The sequence below is a fragment of the Streptomyces sp. NPDC001980 genome, from assembly GCF_040296885.1.
Lineage (GTDB): Bacteria > Actinomycetota > Actinomycetes > Streptomycetales > Streptomycetaceae > Streptomyces.
Genome location: NZ_JBEOYD010000016.1, coordinates 194788 through 215903, shown reverse-complemented (window position 1 = coordinate 215903; position 21116 = coordinate 194788). Strand labels below are relative to the sequence as shown.

Annotated in this window: 17 protein-coding genes; 6 read left to right on the top strand and 11 right to left on the bottom strand. The window is 72.5% G+C overall.

Features of this window, described 5'->3' with window-relative positions:
* Nucleotides 1–17: 17 nt before the first annotated feature.
* From ABT137_RS25190 to ABT137_RS25170, 5 genes are all read right to left on the bottom strand, one after another.
* Complete coding sequence (locus ABT137_RS25190) at nucleotides 18–1175, bottom strand: XdhC family protein (RefSeq protein ID WP_351712559.1); 1158 nt, start codon at nucleotides 1173–1175, stop codon at nucleotides 18–20.
* A 125-nt stretch (nucleotides 1176–1300) separates the two neighbouring features.
* Nucleotides 1301–2758, bottom strand: a complete 1458-nt coding sequence (locus ABT137_RS25185; RefSeq protein ID WP_351712557.1) for an NCS2 family permease — start codon at nucleotides 2756–2758, stop codon at nucleotides 1301–1303.
* Nucleotides 2759–2931: 173 nt separating this feature from the next.
* A complete protein-coding gene (locus tag ABT137_RS25180) occupies nucleotides 2932–5328 on the bottom strand; it encodes a xanthine dehydrogenase family protein molybdopterin-binding subunit (RefSeq protein WP_351712555.1) in 2397 nt (798 codons plus the stop codon).
* 5 nt (nucleotides 5329–5333) lie between these two features.
* Entirely contained in the window at nucleotides 5334–5924 is a 591-nt protein-coding gene (locus ABT137_RS25175; protein WP_351712553.1) for a (2Fe-2S)-binding protein, read from the bottom strand.
* Nucleotides 5924–6814 carry an FAD binding domain-containing protein gene (locus ABT137_RS25170; RefSeq protein WP_351712551.1) on the bottom strand — a complete coding sequence of 297 codons (891 nt, stop codon included), beginning with the start codon at nucleotides 6812–6814 and terminating at the stop codon, nucleotides 5924–5926. Before ABT137_RS25170 ends, ABT137_RS25175 begins: the two co-directional genes overlap by 1 nt.
* Before the next feature lie 373 nt (nucleotides 6815–7187).
* Here ABT137_RS25170 and ABT137_RS25165 point away from each other — a divergent pair, with 373 nt between their 5' ends.
* From ABT137_RS25165 to ABT137_RS25155, 3 genes are all read left to right on the top strand, one after another.
* Nucleotides 7188–8888 (top strand): PucR family transcriptional regulator, encoded by a 1701-nt coding sequence (locus tag ABT137_RS25165; RefSeq protein WP_351712549.1) that lies wholly within the window; start codon nucleotides 7188–7190, stop codon nucleotides 8886–8888.
* 168 nt (nucleotides 8889–9056) lie between these two features.
* A complete protein-coding gene (locus tag ABT137_RS25160) occupies nucleotides 9057–9824 on the top strand; it encodes a hypothetical protein (protein WP_351712547.1) in 768 nt (255 codons plus the stop codon).
* Nucleotides 9825–9898: 74 nt separating this feature from the next.
* A complete protein-coding gene (locus tag ABT137_RS25155) occupies nucleotides 9899–10399 on the top strand; it encodes a DUF2231 domain-containing protein (protein WP_351712545.1) in 501 nt (166 codons plus the stop codon).
* Between the two features lie 251 nt (nucleotides 10400–10650).
* On the opposite strand, the gene ABT137_RS25150 is transcribed toward ABT137_RS25155, so the two are convergent.
* Nucleotides 10651–11418 (bottom strand): GntR family transcriptional regulator, encoded by a 768-nt coding sequence (locus tag ABT137_RS25150; protein ID WP_351712543.1) that lies wholly within the window; start codon nucleotides 11416–11418, stop codon nucleotides 10651–10653.
* A 163-nt stretch (nucleotides 11419–11581) separates the two neighbouring features.
* On the opposite strand from ABT137_RS25150, the gene ABT137_RS25145 reads away from it, so the two are divergent.
* A complete protein-coding gene (locus ABT137_RS25145) occupies nucleotides 11582–12406 on the top strand; it encodes a (2Fe-2S)-binding protein (protein ID WP_351712541.1) in 825 nt (274 codons plus the stop codon).
* A 329-nt stretch (nucleotides 12407–12735) separates the two neighbouring features.
* Nucleotides 12736–13770: a DUF2637 domain-containing protein gene (locus ABT137_RS25140; RefSeq protein ID WP_351712539.1), complete on the top strand. Its 1035-nt coding sequence runs from the start codon at nucleotides 12736–12738 to the stop codon at nucleotides 13768–13770.
* Nucleotides 13771–13877: 107 nt separating this feature from the next.
* Here ABT137_RS25140 and ABT137_RS25135 read toward each other — a convergent pair whose 3' ends face one another.
* From ABT137_RS25135 to ABT137_RS25125, 3 genes are all read right to left on the bottom strand, one after another.
* Entirely contained in the window at nucleotides 13878–14339 is a 462-nt protein-coding gene (locus ABT137_RS25135) for an ATP-binding protein (protein WP_351712537.1), read from the bottom strand.
* A 308-nt stretch (nucleotides 14340–14647) separates the two neighbouring features.
* Complete coding sequence (locus ABT137_RS25130) at nucleotides 14648–15109, bottom strand: hypothetical protein (protein ID WP_351712535.1); 462 nt, start codon at nucleotides 15107–15109, stop codon at nucleotides 14648–14650.
* Between the two features lie 112 nt (nucleotides 15110–15221).
* Complete coding sequence (locus tag ABT137_RS25125; protein ID WP_351712533.1) at nucleotides 15222–15842, bottom strand: hypothetical protein; 621 nt, start codon at nucleotides 15840–15842, stop codon at nucleotides 15222–15224.
* A gap of 176 nt (nucleotides 15843–16018) precedes the next feature.
* Here ABT137_RS25125 and ABT137_RS25120 point away from each other — a divergent pair, with 176 nt between their 5' ends.
* The gene (locus ABT137_RS25120) at nucleotides 16019–17437 is read left to right on the top strand and encodes a helix-turn-helix domain-containing protein (RefSeq protein ID WP_351712531.1); all 1419 of its coding nucleotides are present in this window, start codon (nucleotides 16019–16021) and stop codon (nucleotides 17435–17437) included.
* A gap of 13 nt (nucleotides 17438–17450) precedes the next feature.
* On the opposite strand, the gene ABT137_RS25115 is transcribed toward ABT137_RS25120, so the two are convergent.
* Together ABT137_RS25115 and ABT137_RS25110 are read right to left on the bottom strand one after the other, a co-directional pair.
* Nucleotides 17451–19193 carry a pyruvate dehydrogenase gene (locus tag ABT137_RS25115; RefSeq protein WP_351712529.1) on the bottom strand — a complete coding sequence of 581 codons (1743 nt, stop codon included), beginning with the start codon at nucleotides 19191–19193 and terminating at the stop codon, nucleotides 17451–17453.
* An 80-nt stretch (nucleotides 19194–19273) separates the two neighbouring features.
* Nucleotides 19274–20668 (bottom strand): protein phosphatase 2C domain-containing protein, encoded by a 1395-nt coding sequence (locus ABT137_RS25110; RefSeq protein ID WP_351712527.1) that lies wholly within the window; start codon nucleotides 20666–20668, stop codon nucleotides 19274–19276.
* Nucleotides 20669–21116 lie beyond the last annotated feature (448 nt).

Sequence of the window (21116 nt, the reverse complement as noted above, 5' to 3'; positions counted from 1 at the left end):
GGCCCCGGCAGGGGGAGCTAGGCCACCGACCCGATCCGCCGTGCCGGGAGCGGTGAAGGCGTCGCGTCGTGGTGGATCGGGGTGTGCGCGCCGGTCAGGGAGACCCCGCTGCCGCCCCGGCGGTTCGCGACGATCTCGGCCGCGATCGACAGCGCGGTCTCCTCGGGCGTACGGGCACCGAGGTCCAGGCCGATGGGCGAGCGGAGGCGGGCCAGCTCCAGTTCCGTGACGCCGACCTCGCGCAGGCGCTCGTTGCGGTCCAGGTGGGTGCGGCGGGAGCCCATCGCGCCGACGTAGGCCACCGGGAGGCGGAGGGCGAGCCGGAGCAGCGGGACGTCGAACTTGGCGTCGTGGGTGAGGACGCACAGGACGGTACGGCCGTCGACCTGTGTGCGCTCCAGGTACCGGTGCGGCCACTCGACGACGATCTCGTCGGCCTCCGGGAAGCGGTTCCTCGTCGCGAAGACGGGCCGCGCGTCGCACACCGTCACGTGGTAGCCGAGGAACTTGCCGACCCGGACCAGCGCGGACGCGAAGTCGATGGCGCCGAAGACGATCATCCGGGGCGGCGGGACGGACGACTCGACCAGCACCGTGAGCGGTGCTCCGCAGCGTGAGCCCTGCTCTCCGATCTCCAGGGTGCCGGTGCGGCCCGCGTCCAGGAAGGCGGCGGCCTCGGCGGCGACCGTGCGGTCCAGTTCGGGGTGGGCGCCGAAGCCGCCCTCGTGGGAACCGTCGGCGTCCACCAGGAGGGCGCGGCCCAGCAGCTCCGCCGGCCCGGTGACGATCCGCGCGAGGGCCGCCGCCGCCCCGCGCGCGGATGCGGCCAGCGCGGCCGCGACCACCGGCCGGGCGGGGTCGTCCGCCCGGACCGGGGTGACGAGGATGTCGATGACGCCGCCACAGGTCAGGCCGACGGCGAAAGCGTCCTCGTCGCTGTACCCGAAGCGCTCCAGGACGGTCTCCCCGTCCTCCAGCGCCTGCCGGCACAGCTCGTACACGGCACCCTCCACACACCCGCCGGACACCGAGCCGACGGCGGTGCCCCCGGCGTCCACCGCGAGGGCGGCACCGGGCTGCCGCGGCGCGCTCCCCCCGACCGCCACCACCGTGGCCACGGCGAAGTCCCGCCCGTCGGCGACCCACCGGTTCAGCTCCTCGGCGATGTCGAGCATTTCCGGATCTCCTTAACGAGGTTGAGGGCAAGCGCCCCGTAAGGGGCGCGGGGAACTGCGCGGCCAGCCACAAACGGACCCGCGGACGACCACCGGCCCGTTCACGGCTCTCCCAGCGGAGCGGCCTAGTGGACGCCCAGCCAGCTCTCAATGGGATTGAGGGCGAAATAGACCAGGAAGATCCCTGTCAGGCCCCACATGAATGCCCCGATCTCCCGTGCCCTGCCCTGAGCTGCCTTGATGGCGGTGTACGAGATCACGCCCGCGGCCACACCGGTGGTGATGGTGTAGGTGAACGGCATCAGGACGACCGTCAGGAACACCGGAATGGCGGTGCCCCGGTCGGCCCAGTCCACGTGCCGGGCGTTCATCAGCATCATCGCGCCGATGACCACCAGGGCGGCCGAGGCGACCTCCTGGGGGACGATCGCGGTGAGCGGGGTGAAGAACAGGCAGGCGGCGAAGAACAGGCCGGTGACGACGGAGGCCAGACCGGTACGGGCGCCCTCGCCGACGCCGGTCGCCGACTCGATGAACACGGTCTGCCCGGAGCCGCCCGCGACCCCGCCGATCGCGCCGCCCGCGCCGTCGATGAACAGCGCCTTGGACAGGCCCGGCATCCGGCCCTTGTCGTCGGCCAGCTTCGCCTCGGTGCCGACGCCGATGATGGTGGCCATCGCGTCGAAGAACCCGGCGAGCACCAGGGTGAAGACGATCATCGCCACCGTCATCGCGCCGACCTTGCCCCAGCCGCCGAACTCGACGTGGCCGAAGAGCGAGAAGTCCGGCATGGAGACGGCGGAGCCGTGCAGTTCGGGTGCGCCATTGGCCCACTGCTTGGGTTCGACGACCCCGAGGCCGTTCAGTGCGGCCGCCACGACGGTGCCGCTGACGATGCCGATCAGGATCGCGCCGGGGACGTTCCGGGCCTGCAGCATGAAGATCAGCAGCAGGGTGCCGGCGAAGAGCAGCACCGGCCAGCCGGTCAGTTCGCCGGCGGGACCGAGGGTGACCGGGGTGGCCTTGCCCTGGTGCACGAAGCCGGACTTGTAGAAGCCGATGAGGGCGATGAACAGGCCGATGCCCATGGTGATGCCGTGCTTGAGCGCGAGCGGGATCGCGTTCATGATCATCTCGCGCAGGCCGGTGACGACCAGGAGCATGATGACGACGCCGTACATCACGCACATGCCCATCGCCTGCGGCCAGGTCATCTGCGGGGCGACCTGCGAGGAGAGCACGCCGGAGACGGAGAGGCCGGCGGCGAGCGCGAGGGGCACCTTGCCGACGAAGCCCATCAGCAGCGTGGTGAAGGCCGCCGCGAACGCCGTCGCGGTGATCAGCGCCTTCTGGCCGAGGGTGTCCCCGGCCGCGTCCTTGCCGGACAGGATCAGGGGGTTGAGGAGGAGGATGTACGCCATCGCCATGAAGGTGGTGACGCCGCCGCGCACTTCACGCGCGACGCTCGATCCCCGCCGGGATATGTGAAAGTACCGGTCGAGCCAGGACCGTCCGGCCGGGACGCGGGTGCCTTCGCCCGCGTCTTCGGCCGTCGCCCTGGGTTCGAGTGACTGCTGGGTCATGGTGCCGTCTCCCAAGGTTCACAGGGGCCCCCGTGACCGCCGGTGCGCAAACGCCTGCGGCGGCACGGGATTTGGGAAGTGCATGACCCGGGGGACGGCCCGGAGGTGCACGCTTGTGGGTACGGCGCCGGGAGTTGAGCGGTTGCCCGGCGCCGGGGTGCCGTTGGGCGGTGTTACGCGTTGCCCGTCAGGTGTTCCGGGCGGACCGGTGTCCTGTTGAGCTCCAGGCCGGTCGCGTTGCGGATCGCCGCGAGGACCGCCGGGGTCGAGGACAGGGTCGGGGCCTCGCCGATGCCGCGGAGCCCGTACGGGGCGTGGTCGTCGGCGAGTTCGAGGACGTCGACCGGGATGGTCGGCGTGTCGAGGATGGTCGGGATCAGGTAGTCCGTGAAGGACGGGTTCCTGACCTTCGCGGTCTTCGGGTCGACGATGATCTCCTCCATCACCGCGATGCCCAGGCCCTGGGTCGTACCGCCCTGGATCTGGCCGACGACCGAGAGCGGGTTGAGCGCCTTGCCGACGTCCTGGGCGCAGGCCAGCTCGATCACCTTGACCAGGCCCAGTTCGGTGTCCACCTCGACGACCGCGCGGTGCGCGGCGAAGCTGTACTGGACGTGGCCGTGGCCCTGCCCGGTGTGCAGGTCGAAGGGCACGGTCGGCCGGTGCCGCCACTCCGCCTCGATCTCCACCGCCTCGTCGCCGAGGACGTCCACCAGGTCGGCGAGCACCTCGCCGCCGTCGGTGACGACCTTGCCGCCCTCCAGGAGCAGCTCGGCGGTGGCCCAAGCCGGGTGATACGTGCCGAACTTGCGGCGGCCCAGCTCCAGGACCTGCTCGCGGACCAGCTCGCAGGAGTTCTTCACGGCTCCCCCGGTGACGTACGTCTGCCGGGAGGCCGAGGTCGAACCGGCCGAGCCCACCTGGGTGTTGGCCGGGTGGATGGTCACCTGCGCCACGCCGAGCTCGGTGCGCGCGATCTGCGCGTGGACGGTCACGCCGCCCTGTCCGACCTCCGCCATCGCGGTGTGCACGACGGCGACCGGCTCGCCGCCGACGACCTCCATCCGCACGCGCGCGGTCGAGTAGTCGTCGAACCCCTCGGAGAAGCCGACGTTCTTGATGCCGACCGCGTAGCCGATACCGCGTACGACGCCTTCGCCGTGCGTCGTGTTGGACAGGCCGCCGGGCAGCTGCCGTACGTCGGCGCCCTCGCTGCTCTCCCACTGGCGCTCGGGCGGCAGCGGCATCGCCTTGACCCGGCGCAGGAGTTCGGCGACCGGGGCCGGCGAGTCCACCGGCTGGCCGGTCGGCATGATGGTGCCCTGCTCCATGGCGTTCAGCTTCCTGAACTCCACCGGGTCCATGCCGAGTTGCTTCGCCACCTTGTCCATCTGCGCCTCGTAGGCGAAGCACGCCTGGACCGCGCCGAAGCCGCGCATCGCGCCGCAGGGCGGGTTGTTGGTGTAGAGGGCGATGGCCTCGATCTCGACGTCGTCGACGACGTACGGGCCGATGCCGAGCGAGGAGGCGTTGCCGACGACCGCCGGGGAGGCGGAGGCGTACGCGCCGCCGTCGAGGACGATCCGGCACTTGACGTGCGTCAGCTTGCCCTCGCGCGTCGCGCCGTGCTCGTAGTAGAGCCGCGCGGGGTGGCGGTGGACGTGGCCGAAGAAGGACTCGAAGCGGTTGTAGACGATCTTCACCGGCTTGCCGGTGCGCAGGGCCAGCAGGCAGGCGTGGATCTGCATCGACAGGTCCTCGCGGCCGCCGAACGCGCCGCCGACGCCGGACAGCGTCATCCGCACCTTGTCCTCGGGCAGGCCGAGCACCGGGGCGATCTGGCGCAGGTCGGAGTGGAGCCACTGGGTGGCGATGTAGAGGTGGACGCCGCCGTCCTCCTCCGGCACCGCGAGGCCGGACTCGGGGCCGAGGAAGGCCTGGTCCTGCATGCCGAAGTAGTACTCGCCCTTGACGATGACGTCGGCCTTCTTCGCGGCCTCGTCGGCGTCGCCGCGGATGATCGGCTGGCGGTGCACGATGTTGGGGTGCGGGACGTGGCCGATGTGGTGATCGTCGCGGTTCTCGTGGACGTGGATGGCGTCCGGGGCGGTGGCGGAGGCCTCGTCGGTGATGACGGGCAGCTCGCGGTACTCGACCTTGATCTTCGCGGCCGCGCGGCGGGCGGTCTCCGGGTGGTCGGCGGCGACGATCGCGACCGGTTCGCCGTGGTGGCGTACCTTGCCGTGCGCGAGGACCGGGGTGTCCTGGATCTCCAGGCCGTAGTTCTTCACCTCGGTGGGCAGGTCGTCGTACGTCATGACGGCGTAGACGCCGGGCTGGGCGAGGGCCTCGCTGGTGTCGATCGACACGATCTCGGCGTGCGCGACCGTCGAGCGGAGGATCTGGCCCCAGAGCATGTCCTCGTGCCACATGTCGGACGAGTACGCGAACTCGCCGGTGACCTTGAGGGTGCCGTCCGGGCGGAGCGTGGACTCGCCGATGCCGCCCCTGGTCTGGGAGCCCTGGGTGACCTTGGTGGGCGTGCCGAGAGGGGCGCTGTTGGTGGGCATGTCGCTCAGACCGCCTCTCCCTGCCGGGCGGCCGCGAGGCGGACCGCGTCCATGATCTTCTCGTAGCCGGTGCAACGGCACAGGTTGCCCGAGAGCGCCTCGCGGATGTCCGCGTCGCTCGGGTTGGGGTTGCGCTCCAGCATCTCGTCGGCGGCGACCAGCAGACCGGGGGTGCAGAAGCCGCACTGGACGGCGCCGGCGTCGATGAAGGCCTGCTGGACGGGGGAGAGTTGGGTGCGTTCGCCGGTCTGGGAGTCGGAGGGGGGCTTGGGCTGCCAGCTCTGTGAGGTGTCACGCGTGACATGTGACATAGCACTGTCGCCCGTCCCCCCGCCGCAGGCCCGCCGCTCCGCGAACTCCGCCAGCCCCTCCACGGTGACGACCTCCCGCCCCTCCACCTGTCCCGCCGCGACCAGGCACGAGCACACGGGCACGCCGTCCAGCCGGACGGTGCAGGACCCGCACTCGCCCTGCTCACAGGCGTTCTTGGAACCGGGCAGGCCGAGCCGCTCCCGCAGCACGTACAGGAGGGACTCGCCCTCCCAGACGTCGTCGGCTTCCTGCGGACGTCCGTTGACGGTGAAGATGACGCGCATCAGGCGACACTCCCCTTCTGCTCAGTGGTACCGCGGTACGACTCCCAGGTCCAGGTGAGCGTGCGGCGGGCCATCACGCCGACCGCGTGGCGGCGGTAGCTCGCGGTGCCCCGGACGTCGTCGATCGGGTTGCAGGCGGCGGCGCACAGGTCCGCGAACTGCCTGGCGACCGACGGGGTGATGATCTTGCCGTTGTCCCAGAAGCCGCCCTCGTCGAGCGCCGCGTTCAGGAAGTCCTCGGCGGTCTTCGCCCGCACGGGCGTCGGGGCGGCCGAACCGATCCCGGTCCGCACCGTCCGCGTCTCGGGGTGCAGGGCGAGCCCGAAGGCGCACACGGCGATCACCATGGCATTACGCGTACCGACCTTCGAGTACTGCTGCGGGCCGTCGGCCTTCTTCACGTGCACCGCGCGGATCAGCTCGTCCGGCGCGAGGGCGTTGCGCTTGACGCCGGTGTAGAAGTCGTCGATGGGGATGAGCCGGGTGCCGCGCACCGACTCGGCCTCGACCTCGGCACCCGCCGCGAGCAGCGCGGGGTGGGCGTCGCCGGCCGGGGAGGCGGTGCCGAGGTTGCCGCCGACGCCGCCGCGGTTGCGGATCTGCGGGGAGGCCACGGTGTGCGAGGCGAGGGCGAGACCGGGCAGCTCGGCGCGGAGGTTCTCCATGATCCGGGTGTACGGGACGGAGGCGCCGAGCCGTACGCTCTCCTCGCCGACCTCCCATTCGTAGAGATCGCCGATGCGGTTGAGATCGAGGAGGTACTCGGGCCGGCGGTGGTCGAAGTTGATCTCGACCATCACATCGGTGCCACCCGCGATCGGCACTGCGGTGGGGTGCTCGGCCTTAGCGGCGAGCGCCTCCTCCCAGCTGGCGGGGCGAAGGAAGTCCATGACCGGCTCTCTTCTCCGTCTCGTGAGTCTCGTGAGTCGTGCGGATTGAGCCAATCCGTGTGCGGCGGGCCCGGCTCGTTCATGTCCTGTTAACGCGGAATGACGCCAGTACACCGCCCCTTACTCCAGCGGGGTCAGTCACCGAAACCATGAAGGAGTTGGCTGGCCAGCACGGGCATCTTGTAGATTCGTATGAACGGAGGTCATCAGTAACCTCTTGGTTTTCCTGTGGAAACGCAGGAAACGCCCTGGCGACCACCGGTGGCGGCCCGGCAGCCCTTGGTGACGGCCCGCGGAGGTGCCCGCCGGGCACCTCCCCCGTGACCCTTCAAGATTCATCGTAGATTTCGAGACACAGAACGGCGGCGACGAGATGCGGCTGCGCGCACTGCTGGACACCGATGCGCTGGGCCTGCGGCTGCTCGGCGGCGAGGACGAGCTGGACCGTACCGTGCGCGGGGTCATGACCACCGACCTGCGCGATCCGAGCCGCTACCTCTCCGGCGGTGAGCTGGTGCTGACGGGCCTGGCGTGGCGCCGGGACGCGGCGGACTCCGAGCCGTTCGTACGACTGCTGGTGCAGGCCGGGGTGGTCGCGCTGGCGGCCGGTGAGGCGGAGCTGGGCGACGTCCCCGACGACCTGGCCGTGGCCTGCGCGCGTCACCGGCTCCCGCTCTTCGCGGTCCACGAGTCGGTGGCCTTCGCGACGATCACCGAGCATGTCGTACGGCAGGTCAGCGGCGAGCGCGCCGGGGACCTGGCGGCCGTGGTGGACCGGCACCGGCGGATGATGACCTCGGGCCCGGCGGGCGGCGGCCCGGACGTGGTCCTCGACCTGCTCGGCTCCGACCTCGACCTGCGCGCCTGGGTGCTGTCCCCGGCCGGCCGCCTGATCGCGGGCTCCAAGGTGTCCGGGCCCGCGCTGCCCGCCGACGCCTGCGCCGGGCTGGCCGCCGAGCACCTGGCCGCCACCCGCACCGGCCGCCGCGGCCCGCACCGCACCCTGCTCGACGGCACGACCTACTCCCTCTTCCCGATCCGCTCCTGGGGGCACCTCCCAGCGGTAGCTGGGGGAGGTCGTTCCCCGCAGGGCGCCCGGGACGTGCGCGAGACCGTGCTGTCGGACTGGCTGCTGGCGGTCGAGGCGGACGCCGGCGACTGGCCGGAGGAGCGGCTCGACCTGCTCCAGGGTGTCACCCAGCTGATCGCCGTGGAGCGCGACCGCCGTGACGCGGCCCGCACGGTGCGGCGCAGGCTCGCGCAGGAGGTCCTGGAGCTGGTCCAGACGGGCGCGGCCCCGGCCGAGATCGCCGCCCGGCTGCGGGTGGCCGCCCCGGTCCTGCTGCCCGGGCTGGGCGCGGCCCCGCACTGGCAGGTGGTCGTCGCCCGCGTCGAGTGGGACGGCGGGGAGGTCGAGGGCGGCCCGGTCGCCCAGTCCCTTCTTGAGGAGATCCTGGTCGACCCGCTCGCGACCGGCCCGGAGCCCTCCGACCGGATAGCGGTGGCCCACACCGGCGACGAGGCGATCGCCCTGGTCCCGCTGCCCGCCGTCACCGCCGAGCACGACGGCTCCGAGTCCGGCATCCACGCCGACGCCCTCCTGGCGGCCGTACGGGAACCGCTGTCGGCGGGCCTCGACGACGACGGCCGGGTCACCCTCGGCGTCAGCGCGGCCGTGCACTCGGCGGAGGGGCTGCGCGGCGCCCTGGAGGAGGCCCGGCACGCCCGCCGGGTGGCGGCGGCCCGCCCCGGCCGGGTCTGCGCGGCGGGCCACCAGGAGCTGGCCTCGCACGTCCTTCTCCTGCCCTTCGTCCCCGACGACGTCCGCCGTGCCTTCACCGCCCGCCTCCTGGACCCGCTGCGCGACTACGACCGCCGTCACCGTGCCGAACTGATCCCCACCCTGGAGGCGTTCCTCGACTGCGACGGCTCCTGGACCCGCTGCGCCACCCGTCTCCACCTGCACGTCAACACGCTGCGCTATCGCGTGGGGAGGATCGAGCAGTTGACGGGCCGGGACCTGTCCCGGCTGGAGGACAAGCTCGATTTCTTCTTGGCGTTGCGGATGAGCTGAGGTCACGCGGGCGTGCCACCGGCTCGCGCCGAGTGGCGCCGCCGTCCCACGACTTTGTGAAATTATTCACCCACCCTCTTGGCCCCGCGCGGCGATCGGTGCTGGAATGCGGCCACCACTTCACTGCTCGACGGCGCGCAAGGGGAGGGCAACGTGGCGTATTCCGCCATGTCTGGGAACGGAACGACCGACGGTGACGATCCGCTCCAGACCGCGGTGTGGCGGCTGCGCTCGCGGGCCTGCTGGGCCGACGCGGCGGCTCTGCTGCCTTCGGACACGCCGACGTACACCCTGCAGCGGGCGGGGCTGATGGTCGAGCGGTGTCTGTACACCGAGGGGGGCTGGGAGGAGGCCGAGGACGCGCTGCGGACGGCGGAGGCGGTGGCCCGGACCGACGAGGAGCGGGGCGCTGCCGCCTGCGAACGCGGCCAACTCGCCTACGCGGCCACGCTGCACGGGGTGCGGGACCGGGCGGACGAGGCGCGGGCCGCGCTCGGGAGGGCGGCGGCGCTGATCCCTCCGGGGGCGCCGGGCCGGGCGCTGCTCGACTTCCGCCGGGGCCTGCTGGCGGAGAACCTGACCCGCTCCCCGCAGGCGGCCCGCGCCGCGTACCGCCGGGCCCACGCGGCCGCCACCGCCCACGCCGACCCGCTCCTGCTCTCGTTCACCTGGCGTCACCTGGCCGGACTGGCGCTGCGGGACGGGGAGTTGGCGGAGGCACGGCACGGCTTCGCGGAGTCGCTGCGGATCAGGGAGGAACTGGGCTACCTGGTGGGCACGGCCCCGGCGCTCGCCTCCCTCGCCGACACGGAGTCCGAGCCGGAGGCGTCCCGCCTGCGCGAGGAGGCGGGCCGGCTGTTCCGTCTGCTGGGCGGCGTCCCCACCTGGCTGGCGCGGCAGTTGACACCGCCCGCACCGGGAGCGGCGAGCGCCTGAGACCCGGCTCAGAGGAAACTGAGAGTCTGCTGTGGCAGCCTGACGCGCCCCGACCCTCTCAGGAGCGCTTCGCCATGAGCACCGTCAACGGGCTGCCGGCCCATGTCCTGCTGGTCCACATCGTCGTCGTCCTGGTCCCGCTGACCGCACTCGCCCTGGTGGCCGCCGCGCTGTGGCCGCGGGCCGCCCGGCGGCTGGGCGTACTGCTGCCCGCGCTCGCCCTGGCCGCCCTCGTCAGCGTGCCGCTGACGACTCAGGCCGGCGAGTGGCTGGAGCGGCACGTGACCGAGGACACCCTGGTCCGCCGGCACACCGAACTGGGCGACGGGCTGCTGCCGTGGGCCCTGGGTCTGTTCGTGCTGGCCACGGTGGTGTGGTGGGCGACACGCCGCGGCGGGGAGGAGCAGGCTCCCGGCAGGGGCGCCCGCTGGTCGGCCCTCCCGGTGCGGGTCGCCGTGGGCGTGCTGTCGGTGGCCGTGGCGGCCGGCGCGGTGGTCGACGTCTACCGCATAGGCGACTCGGGCGCGAAGGCCGCGTGGCACGACGCGTACCAGAAGACGGCGCAGGGCAGCTGAGGGGGCTGAGGCCGGGGGGTGGGGACGCTTACCGGCGCTGGCCGGATGCCGCCCGCACCCACCCGTGCCGCCTGGGGGCACCTCCCAGGCCCTTGAGGCACTGGGGGCTGGGAAGAAGCTCCGGCTGTAGCGCCCCTTCAGGGGCGCGGGGAACTGCGCGACCAGCCACGACGCGCCCGCACCCGGCATCCCGCACCCGGCATCCGGCTGGTACCCCCACGGCGCGCCCCCGCGCAAACACCCTCCCCCTGTCAGCCCGCGGCGGCGAAATGCCCGGCCACCAGTCTCCGCACCGCATCCAGCTCCCCCGCGATCAACGCCTCCAGCAACGCCGCGTGCTCGGCCGCGTCCGCCATCAGGTCGGCCCGTGCCCCGCGCAGCGGAACCGCACGGCGGTGCAGGTCCTCCGCGATCTGCACCAGCTGCTCGTTGCCCGCGAGGGCCAGCACCGCCCGGTGGAACGCCCGGTCGGCCTCCGCGTACGTCGCCCGGCACCCCCGCGCCGCCGCCCGCACCGACTCCTCGGCGAGCGGCCGCAACGCGGCCCACCGCTCGGCCGGTACGCTGCGCGCCAGCCGCAGCATCACCGGTACCTCGATCAGCGCCCGTACCTCGGCCAGTTCCGCGAGCTCGCGAGCGCCCCGCTCGACGACCCGGAACCCGCGGTTGGGCACGACCTCGACCGCGCCCTCCAGCGCCAGCTGCTGCATCGCCTCGCGCACCGGCGTCGCGGAGACCCCGAACCGCTCCCCCAGGGCCGGTGCCGAGTACACCTCGCCGGGCGCCAGCTCCCCGGCGGCCAGTGCGGTGCGCAGCGCGTCGAGGATCTGCCCGCGCACGGACGCCCGCTGCACGGCGGGCCTGGGCTGCGGGATCGGCCGCTCGCCGTGCGTGTGCTCGCCCCGCGCGGCCGGCAGGCCGGCCGGGAACCCGGGCGCCTCGCGCGCCGACTCCTCCGACCGCGACTGCGCCGGCACCCTGGCCGTCTCGGCGGGAGCCGGGTGCGCGCGCTGGTCCACGGGGCCTCCTCCGGCTCGTCGGCACTTGGGTCATTAACGGCGGGTTGTTACTTGTCCGTCAAGCACCTTAGGCGCACAAGGCGCTGGTTCAAATTTCCGAGCGAGTGGGTAAGGTAAGGCTTACTTATCTGACAGTCGGCCCGGATCCGATCGGTGGTAGCCCATGCCCTCCCCCGTCTCCGCCGCCTACGCGCGCCTCACCGAGGTCTGCCCGGACCTGGCGGTCACGGAGCTGGGACCGGGCGACCCGGCGCCCCGGGGCGGCGGCTGGGTCGGCGCCGCCGAGCTGGCGGCGGGCGGTTCCGGGCTGGACGCGTTCCTGGCCTGGGACGAGGACCAGATCCTGCGGGACGAGGGGAGGCCGGCCCGCCCCGACGTGGTCGCCACCTTCGGCCTGCACCGCTACGGCTGGGCGGCCTGCCTCCTGATCACCCTCCCCTGGTTCCTGGACCGCCGGGTCCCCCGCCTGCCCGCGACCGAGGTGTCGTACGACCGCACGGCGGGCCGGATGGCCGTCCGCGTCGCCTCCTTCGCCTGCCTCCCGGGCGATCCGGCGGCGACGCTGCCCGGCGCGGTCGTCGTGGCCGGCGAGGAGGCGCTGCGGGCGGAGGTGCGGGCGGCCGTCGCCGAACACCTGGAGCCGGTCCTCGGCGGCTTCGGACCGCGGATGCGACGGCGCGGGCGCGCACTGTGGGGCATGGCGACGGACGAGGTCGTCGAGGGGCTCTGGTACATCGCCGAACTGCTCGGGGACGAGGCACGGGCCGTCCGCGAACTCGAACAGCTGCTCCCGGGCGCGACCAAGCCGTACGTCGGTTCGGCCGCCTTCCGGGTGCTGTCCGGCCCGGCCGGGGAGCCGCTGCCGACCCGGGACCGGGCGAGCTGCTGCATGTACTACACGCTGCGCCCCGAGGACACCTGCGCCACCTGCCCGCGCACCTGCGACGACGACCGGATCGCCAAACTCGCGGCGGCCGCGGCGGCCTGAGGCACCCTCAGGCCGCCCGCAGCACCACCCCCCGGGACGCGGCACCCCTCGGCATCCACTAAGATCGCCGGTGGCTGGTTCGCCCCCGCGGGGACAGGGAATTCACAACTTCCTCACTTGCCGCAGGAACTTTCCGAGGAACCACCCGTATGGGTAGTCTTACTCGAACTCAACTCCCGCCCCTCACGCGGCAGTTCGAGCAGAATGCCGCCCTGGGGCATCCCCTTGCACTTCCTTGGCGGCCTCTTGCCCCGAAACCCCCTGAGGGCCAGTGGGATTGGGCCACTATGGCGGGCGATACGCCCTATCCCAATGCAAGGGACCCCTAGATGAGACTGACCGACATATCGCTGAACTGGCTGCTTCCCGGCGCCGTACTGCTCCTGGGCATGCTGGTCGCGGTGGCGGTGCTGGCGCGCTCCAAGCGGTCCGGCGGGGAGCACGCGAAGGACGACTCGTGGGAGCGCAGCGAGGAGCGCCGCCGGCGCAAGGAGGCCATATACGGCACCGTCTCCTACGCGCTCCTGTTCGCCTCCGCGTCGGTCGCCGCGGCCCTCTCGTTCCGCGGGCTGGTCGGCTTCGGCCAGGAGAACCTCGGCCTCTCCGACGGCTGGGAGTACCTCGTCCCGTTCGGTCTGGACGGCGCGGCGATGTTCTCCTCCGTCCTCGCGGTGCGCGAGGCGAGCCACGGTGACGCGGCCCTCGGCTCCCGGATACTCGTATGGACGTTCGCCGGTGCCGCGGCCTGGTTCAACTGGGTGCACGCGCCCAGGGGTGTCGACCACGCGGGCGCTCCCCAGTTCTTCGCCGGCATGTCGCTGTCCGCGGCCGTCCTCTTCGACCGCGCGCTGAAGCAGACCCGCAAGGCCGCCCTGCGCGAGCAGGGTCTGGTGCCGCGTCCGCTGCCGCAGATCCGTATCGTCCGCTGGCTGCGCGCCCCCCGCGAGACGTACAAGGCCTGGTCGCTGATGCTCCTCGAAGGCGTGCGCAGCCTGGACGAGGCGGTCGACGAGGTGCGCGAGGACAAGCGGCAGAAGGAGACGAACCGGCTGCGCCGCCGCGAGCAGGACCGTCTGGAGCGGGCCCAGCTCAAGGCCATAAGCCGGGGCCACCGCGGCTTCGTCGGACGCGGCCGGCAGGACGAGGTGCAGCACCAGGTCGAGCGCGCCTCCCAGCCCACTGCGGAGCCTGCCATATCGGCGCCGGAGCAGCTGCCCGTACGCCAGCGGCCCTCCCTTCAGCCCGTCCGCAAAGGGTCTGACCCGATCACGGTCGACCTGACCGCGGAGGACGACACAATGGCACTGCCGCGCCTGGACTCCCTGGAGCGCAAGCTCAAGGACCTCGAGCAGCAGTTCGGCTGATATCGCCGACTGCCGCACAAGCACCTCGGGACGGGGGCGTGACCATGACGGTCGCGCCCCCGTCCCGTTGGGTACGAGGCGCCGGCTGAGCGGGTCCGGCGGAGCGCTCAGGCGGCCTCCGCGTCCAGTTCGAACCACACCGACTTGCCGACCTCGTGCGCCTGGACGCCCCACGCGTCGGCGAAGGCGTCGACCAGCACCAGGCCCCGGCCGTGCGTACCGTCGTCGGTGTCGGTGTCGGCGCCGGGGGCGCACATCCGCGGCCTGCGGGCCACGAAGTCCCGTACCTCCACCCGCAGTTGGCCCGGTTCCACGACGGCCGTCAGCACTGCCTCCCGGTCGGTGTGGACGAGCGCGTTGGTGACGAGTTCGCTGGTGAGCAGTTCCGCTATCTCGGAGCGGCCGGGCCGCCCCCAGTGCCGCAGCAGCTCCCGCAGTTCCCTGCGCGCCTCGGGCACCGCCCGCAGGTCCGACCGTCCCAGCCGGCGCCTGAGCTGCGACGGGTTTCCCCGTTCCGTCGTGTCGGTCTCTTCCCCCGCGGTCTGCGCCGAGGAGGCCCCGATGGCCACGGGACCGCCCCCTCGTGCCTGACTGTTCATGACCCCCGCCCGCACGCTGTTTGCCGGATCCCCTCCTGATCGAACACGTTCACGGGGATCCATGCCCGCTCGGGCACGGGCCAGTCATGTCACGCCGATGACGACCGGGTGTTCGGCCATGTCCCGGGCCCGCTCCGGCCCGTACGTCGCCGCCCTGACCGCCCCGTACGCGCCAAGGGTGCCGCGGACCCGGCGTGATTCAGCCCCGCACGCAACCCCCCGAGCTGTTTCACGCGGTCCGCGGCACCGGCGAACCTGGCCGAAACCTGTCCTTCCGGCTACTTGCCCCCGAGGCCCTTGGTGCCGATGTTGACGATCTTGTGGGTGTCACGGGTCATGTCGACGACCAGCTTCGAGGTGGTGTTGCGGCTCCAGGTGAGCGTGACGACGGCCTCCGTGTACTTTCCGGTGCCGTTGTCCGTGACCTTCCACTTGAGCGGGGTGTTCTGGGCCCGCAGCACCCCGTCCGCGTGCTCGCGGTTCTCCCAGGCCTTGAGCTTCTTCAGGTAGCTCGGGGCGATGTAGTAGGCACGCAGGGCGGTGGGCAGGTTGCCGCTGCCGTCCAGGTCGCTCTCCGCGTCGATGTAGGCGCCGTAGAAGTCGGCGATGCGGGTGATGTTGTCAGCCGGGTTGCCACTGACGGTGCGCGGTGCGCCGGCCGAGGCCTGGGCGGTGGCGCCGAGCCCGAGGGCCACGGCGAGGACGCCGGCGGTGAGGACGGCGCGGGTCTTGCTGCTCATGTCTGTTCCCCGTTTTCTGTGACTTCGTGTCTTCGTTTCTTTGCGTCTTGCGTCTGGGGCCGCCCTCCCCTCCCCCGAGGGAGAGGGCGGCCCCGGTCCCGGTGACCGTGCGTCAGTGGAGCTTGTTCACGGCCGTGGTGGTGGTCTTCTTGAAGGCCTTCACGGGCGCGTCCACGAAGCCGCCGAGCTGCCCCCAGTCCACGACGGTGACGGTGCGCCCCTCCCGGCCGATGGAGATCAGCCGGATGTCACTGGCACCCCAGGCGGTCACGGTGCGCAGGGCGTAGACATGGGCGCCGTCCCCGACCGGGAGGGTGCCGTGGTCCTGGAACGTGGCCCGGATCTGCGGATCCTCCATCTCGATCCGGTCCGCGCAGGACACGATGTCCTCGTCGAGCTTCGCGAACCGGCCCTTCGCCAGGCGGACGCTGGGCAGCTCCGCGCTGACCTGACGGGCGCTCGTGTCGAGGTCGGTCCGGAACTTCCGGTACCAGGAGTCCTGGCCGCCGCCGAGCCCGACGCCGATGCAGATGTCCTGCCTGACCTCCTCCGGAATGCCGGCGGTGACCTTGCCGGCCGTCCAGGACGAGCCGGGACGCGGCGGCAGGTCGGCCGCGGCGAGGAAGCCGGGCGCCTTGGGTGCGGCCGCCGCGGGAGCGGCGAGCGCGGTGCCGGCGACGAGTGCGGCGCCGGCGAGTGCGGTGAGCGCGCCTGCTCGGGTGCGCTTGGGCATGGGTGTTCCCCCGTGGGTCGGTGCATGGGTGTGGGCTGCCGCCGACGTGGCCGGCTGGTCGGTCCGGCCTGCTCGGTGCGGCACCAAGAGCATCGGCCGTCACCGGGTCGGACCGCAACGGCGACCGTCCGTTTCCCCGCCCTGGAACCATCCCAGCCCTGCTGACGTGCAGGTATATGAGTGCCTGGGATACGGACGAGCGGGGGAAGGTGCCCGTGCGCGACGACGTCGAGGAGTTCGCGGCGCTGCTGCGGCAGTTGAAGGACCGTACGGACCGGAGCTACGGCTCCCTGGCCCGCCGCCTGAACATGAACACCTCCACCCTGCATCGCTACTGTGCGGGCGAGGCGGTCCCGCTGGACTTCGCTCCGGTGGAACGCCTGGCCGCGTTCTGCGGGGCGACCCCGCAGGAACGGCTCGGACTCCACGAGCACTGGCTGCGGGCGGTGGCGGCACGCCAGCGCCCGCGCGCCGCGGAAAGCGCAGAGACCGCGGAAGGCGCCCAGAACGCAGAGAGCACGGAGGACACCGAGAGCACGGAGCCCGCGGAGAGCCCCGGGCCGGCGGACACCCGTGCCTCCGAACCCGTGGAAACCCCGCGACCCGCCGCGGAACCCTTAGCGGAAGCGGCCCCCTCAGGGGAAGCGCCCCCCGTCGCCCGCCCCTGGTACCGACGGCGCCGCACGCTGGTCGCCTCCGCCGTGGCCACCGCGCTCCTGGCGACCCTGGGTACCCTGGCCGCCCTCCCGGACGACCGGCAGCCCGCCGGCAGCGCGGCCTGGGATCCCGGCTCCTCCGTCACGACCGCCTCCGGTGACGCCGAGCGCCACGGCAGCGGCGCCACCGGCCCGGCGCCGAACTCCGCCTCCGCCACCCCGTCGTCCTCGTCCGCGTCCTCATCGGCGTCGGGCGGTGCCAAGACCTCCTCCCCCTCCGGGGGTGGCACGCCCGGCACCCCGGCCCCGACCGCCGTCCCCCTCGCCTGGACCGCGAACTCACAGCTCTGGGAGCTGGGCTGCGACCACGACTACGTGATCGACAAGCAGCCGGCCCAGGTCCCGCCGCCGCCCGCCCCGCAGGACGCCGGCACCTGGGCGGCCACGCAGGGCGCGGTGCACGGCGGCAACACGATCGTGGAGGTCTCCGTGCAGGGCCGTTCGTCCACCGCCGTCGTCCTGGAGGCGCTGCGGGTGCGCGTCGTCGGCCGTACGGCTCCCGCGCCCGGCATCGCCTACTCCATGGCCGACGGCTGCGGCGGCGGGCTCACTCCGCGGTACTTCGACGTGAACCTGGACAAGGACCGCCCCATCGCCCGCCCGGTGGCCGGTGAGGGCCCCGACGGGCAGACGGTCTCGACCATGCACCTGCCCTACCGGGTCTCCGCCACGGACCCGGAGGTGCTGCGCGTCAAGGCGAGCACCGTGGGCTGCGACTGCCGCTGGTACCTCGAACTCGACTGGTCGTCACAGGGCCGCAGCGGCACGGTCCGGATCGACGACCACGGCCGGCCGTTCCGCACCAGCTCCATCAAGGGCCTGCCGCACTACTGGTACGGCTCCGTCGACGGCGCCCGCCAGTGGGTGCCCACCGACTGAGCGATGCCCCTGGTCACGGCCGCGGCACGTTGCGCAGGTTGGAGCGGGCCATCTGGACCATCCGGCCCACGCCGCCGTCGAGGACCATCTTGGACGCGGAGAGCGCGAAGCCGGTGACCATCTCGGCCTTGATCTTCGGCGGGATGGACAGCGCGTTGGGGTCGGTCACCACGTCGACCAGGGCCGGGCCCTTGTGCCGGAAGGCGTCCCTGAGCGCGCCGGCGAGCTGCTTCGGCTTCTCGACCCGCACCCCGTAGGCGCCGCAGGCCTGGGCGACGGCGGCGAAGTCGGGGTTGGTGTTGCCGGTGCCGTACGCGGGCAGCCCCGCGACCAGCATCTCCAACTCGACCATACCCAGCGCGGAGTTGTTGAACAGGACCACCTTCACCGGCAGGTCGTACTGGACCAGGGTCAGGAAGTCGCCCATCAGCATGGCGAATCCGCCGTCCCCGGACATCGACACGACCTGCCGCCGCCGGTCGGTGAACTGGGCGCCGATCGCCATCGGCAGCGCGTTGGCCATCGAGCCGTGCGAGAAGGAACCGATGACCCGGCGGCGGCCGTTGGGCGAGAGGTAGCGGGCCGCCCAGACGTTGCACATGCCGGTGTCGACGGTGAACACCGCGTCGTCGTCGGCGAGTTCGTCGAGCACCGAGGCCACGTACTCCGGATGGATCGGGACGTGCTTCTCGACCTTCCGCGTGTACGCCTTCACCACTCCTTCCAGCGCGTCCGCGTGCTTCTTCAGCATCCGGTCGAGGAAGCGCCGGTTCGTCTTGGCCCGCACCCGCGGCACCAGGCAGCGCAGCGTCTCGCGCACGTCGCCCCACACCGCCAGGTCGAGGCGGGAGCGGCGGCCAAGGACCTCGGGGCGCACATCAACCTGAACGATCTGCACGTCGTCGGGGAGGAAGGCGTTGTACGGGAAGTCGGTGCCGAGCAGGATCAGCAGGTCGCACTCGTGGGTGGCCTCGTAGGCGGCGCCGTAGCCGAGCAGCCCGCTCATGCCGACGTCGTACGGGTTGTCGTACTGGATCCACTCCTTGCCGCGCAGGGCATGTCCGACCGGGGACTTGATCTTCTCGGCCAGCTCCATGACCTCCGCGTGGGCGCCCGCCGTGCCGCTGCCGCAGAACAGGGTCACCTTGTCGGCCGCGTCGATCATCGCGACCAGCTTGTCGAGTTCGGCGTCGCCGGGGCGGACGGTGGGCCGGGAGGTGACGATGGCCGCCGAGGCGGACTGCTCCGGGGCGGGCTGGTCGGCGATGTCACCGGGCAGGCTCACCACGCTCACCCCGCTGCGGCCGACCGCGTGCTGGATGGCGGTCTGGAGCAGCCGGGGCATCTGCTGCGGGTTGGAGATCAGCTCGCTGTAGTGGCTGCACTCCTGGAAGAGCCGGTCGGGGTGGGTCTCCTGGAAGTAGCCGAGGCCGATCTCGCTGGAGGGGATGTGGGAGGCGAGGGCGAGGACGGGCGCCATCGAGCGGTGGGCGTCGTACAGGCCGTTGATGAGGTGCAGGTTGCCCGGGCCGCAGGAGCCGGCGCAGGCCGCCAGCGTGCCGGTGATCTGGGCCTCGGCGCCGGCCGCGAAGGCGGCGGTCTCCTCGTGCCGGACGTGGATCCAGTCGATGGCGGAGTTGCGGCGGACGGCGTCCACGACCGGGTTGAGGCTGTCGCCGACGACGCCGTAGAGACGGCGCACCCCGGCGCGGACGAGGATGTCGACGAACTGTTCGGCGACGTTCTGCTTGGCCATGGCGGTCGGGCACCCTTCGGCTCCGCGGATTCTCCGGCTTCCCCCCGCGATGCCCTTCCATGTATCCACAGAGGACGCGCTCACGCCTCCCAGACGGCCGCCGCCGTACGGTCGTCGGCGTACCCCTTGACCCGGACCTGGGCGTCGGCGAGGAACGCGGCGAGGCCCGGCGGGGTGCGGCCGGACCAGCGTCGGGCCAGGTAGGCGCAGAGTGCGGGCTCGCCGCGCAGCGGGTCGGCGAGGCCGCCCGTGCACATCACGAGAGCATCACCCGGGCGGGCTACCGAGGCCCGGAACAGGAACGGGTCGCGGGGCGGCTCGGGGGCCGGTTCGTAGGGGCTCGGCGGGGTCGGGATGCCCAGGTCCATGGTGAGCCGGTCGCCCTGCGGGGTCTCGGAGGGCAGCGAGCCGAAGCCGAGCACGGGTTCGCCGGCGGTGTCGGTGTCGACGCGCGGTTCTATGTCCTGCCACTCGCCGCCCCTCAGCCGGAACAGCCCGCCCTCGCCGACCCCGAAGAAGACGCGGGTACGGCACTGGGGGTGGGCGGGGAGGAGGAGGCAGCGCAGGCTGGCCGCGTACTCCTCGGGGGCGATGCCCTGTTCGGCGGCGCTGGCGCGGAGCTTGCCGAGGCTGCGGTCGGTGAGCCGGTGCAGCCCGGACTTGAGGTCGCCGCGCCGGGCCGCCTGGATGTCCTCGGTGAGCCGCCGGTGGCTGCGGCCCACGGCCCGGGCGATCCACTCGCACAGCTCGGCGGCGGCCCGGTGCGCGCCGGGGGTGGCCCGGGCGCCGGTGGACATCGCGACGAGGACCAGGGCCTGCTCGCCGGCCCCGAACCGGGCGGTGAGCAGGGCGTCGCGGCGCGGTTCACCCCGGTACCGGGCGGAGTCGCCGCGCTGTGAGACGGCCCGCAGGGTGCAGGCGCCGTACCGGGCGCCGTCCAGGACGGTGTCGGCGACCAGGTCGTCGAGTTCGTCGGGGTCGGCGGCGGGCAGGGCGGTGGGCTCGGCGTCGTAGGTGGGCGGGCCGGAGCCGACGTAGTCCACGGAGGAGGCCGAGGCGGCGGCGGGGACGGCCACGGCAGCCGAGGCCTCCGGGGTCTCCAGGGTCTCCGGGGCGGCAGGCGAGGGCGGCCCGGTCAGGTCGAGCCGGGTGGCGGGGTGGAGGTCCGCCGGGTCGTCGTCCGGCTCCAGCGGTTCCTGGTCCTCCTCGTCCCAGGGCCAGGTCCGCGGAACGGTCCTGGTGTCCTCGGCGGGGGCGGCGGGCGCCCGCTGGGCCGGCACGGTCGGCGGTGGCTGCTCGTCGCCCGGTTCCACGGTGACGCCCCGCCGTCCCCCCACCGTCTTCTTCGCCGAGGCGAAGCGGTCGTCCAGGGAATCGGGTGCGGGCGTGGGTCCGGTGTCGTCGGTGGAGTCGTCGTACAACTGCCCCCACCAGTCGTCGTCGTGACGGGTGGGCCTACCCCCTGGCTGGCTCATGCCCCTAATTGTCCACCGCACGGGCCGGATGAAAACGGGGCATCAGGAAAATCCCGCACCCGACTCCCTCTCGAACGGCGCGGCGAGGGACATCCCGAACACCCGCACGAGGAAAGGGAATCCACGACACGCGCGAGACGGACGGCGCGGAGGAGACGGATGACGCGGACGACACGGACGAGGCACGCCGGACAGGGGTTGACGGGAGTGCAGGGAGTGCCGGTGCTGACACGTGTGAGTCGCCGGGTGGTCCCACCCCCCACGGGAGAACCACCCGGCGACACCGGAGTGACCGGCCCCGGATCCCCTACGCGTACGCGCGTCATGGGGCCGGTCACCGTTCGCACGGCCGAACGCCACGGCGCCGACCGGAAGGCCAGATTGTGACGGGTCTTCCTGGTGGTCAGCTGTGAACGACGGATCGGTTTCCCGTGCGAAGGTGCTGCGG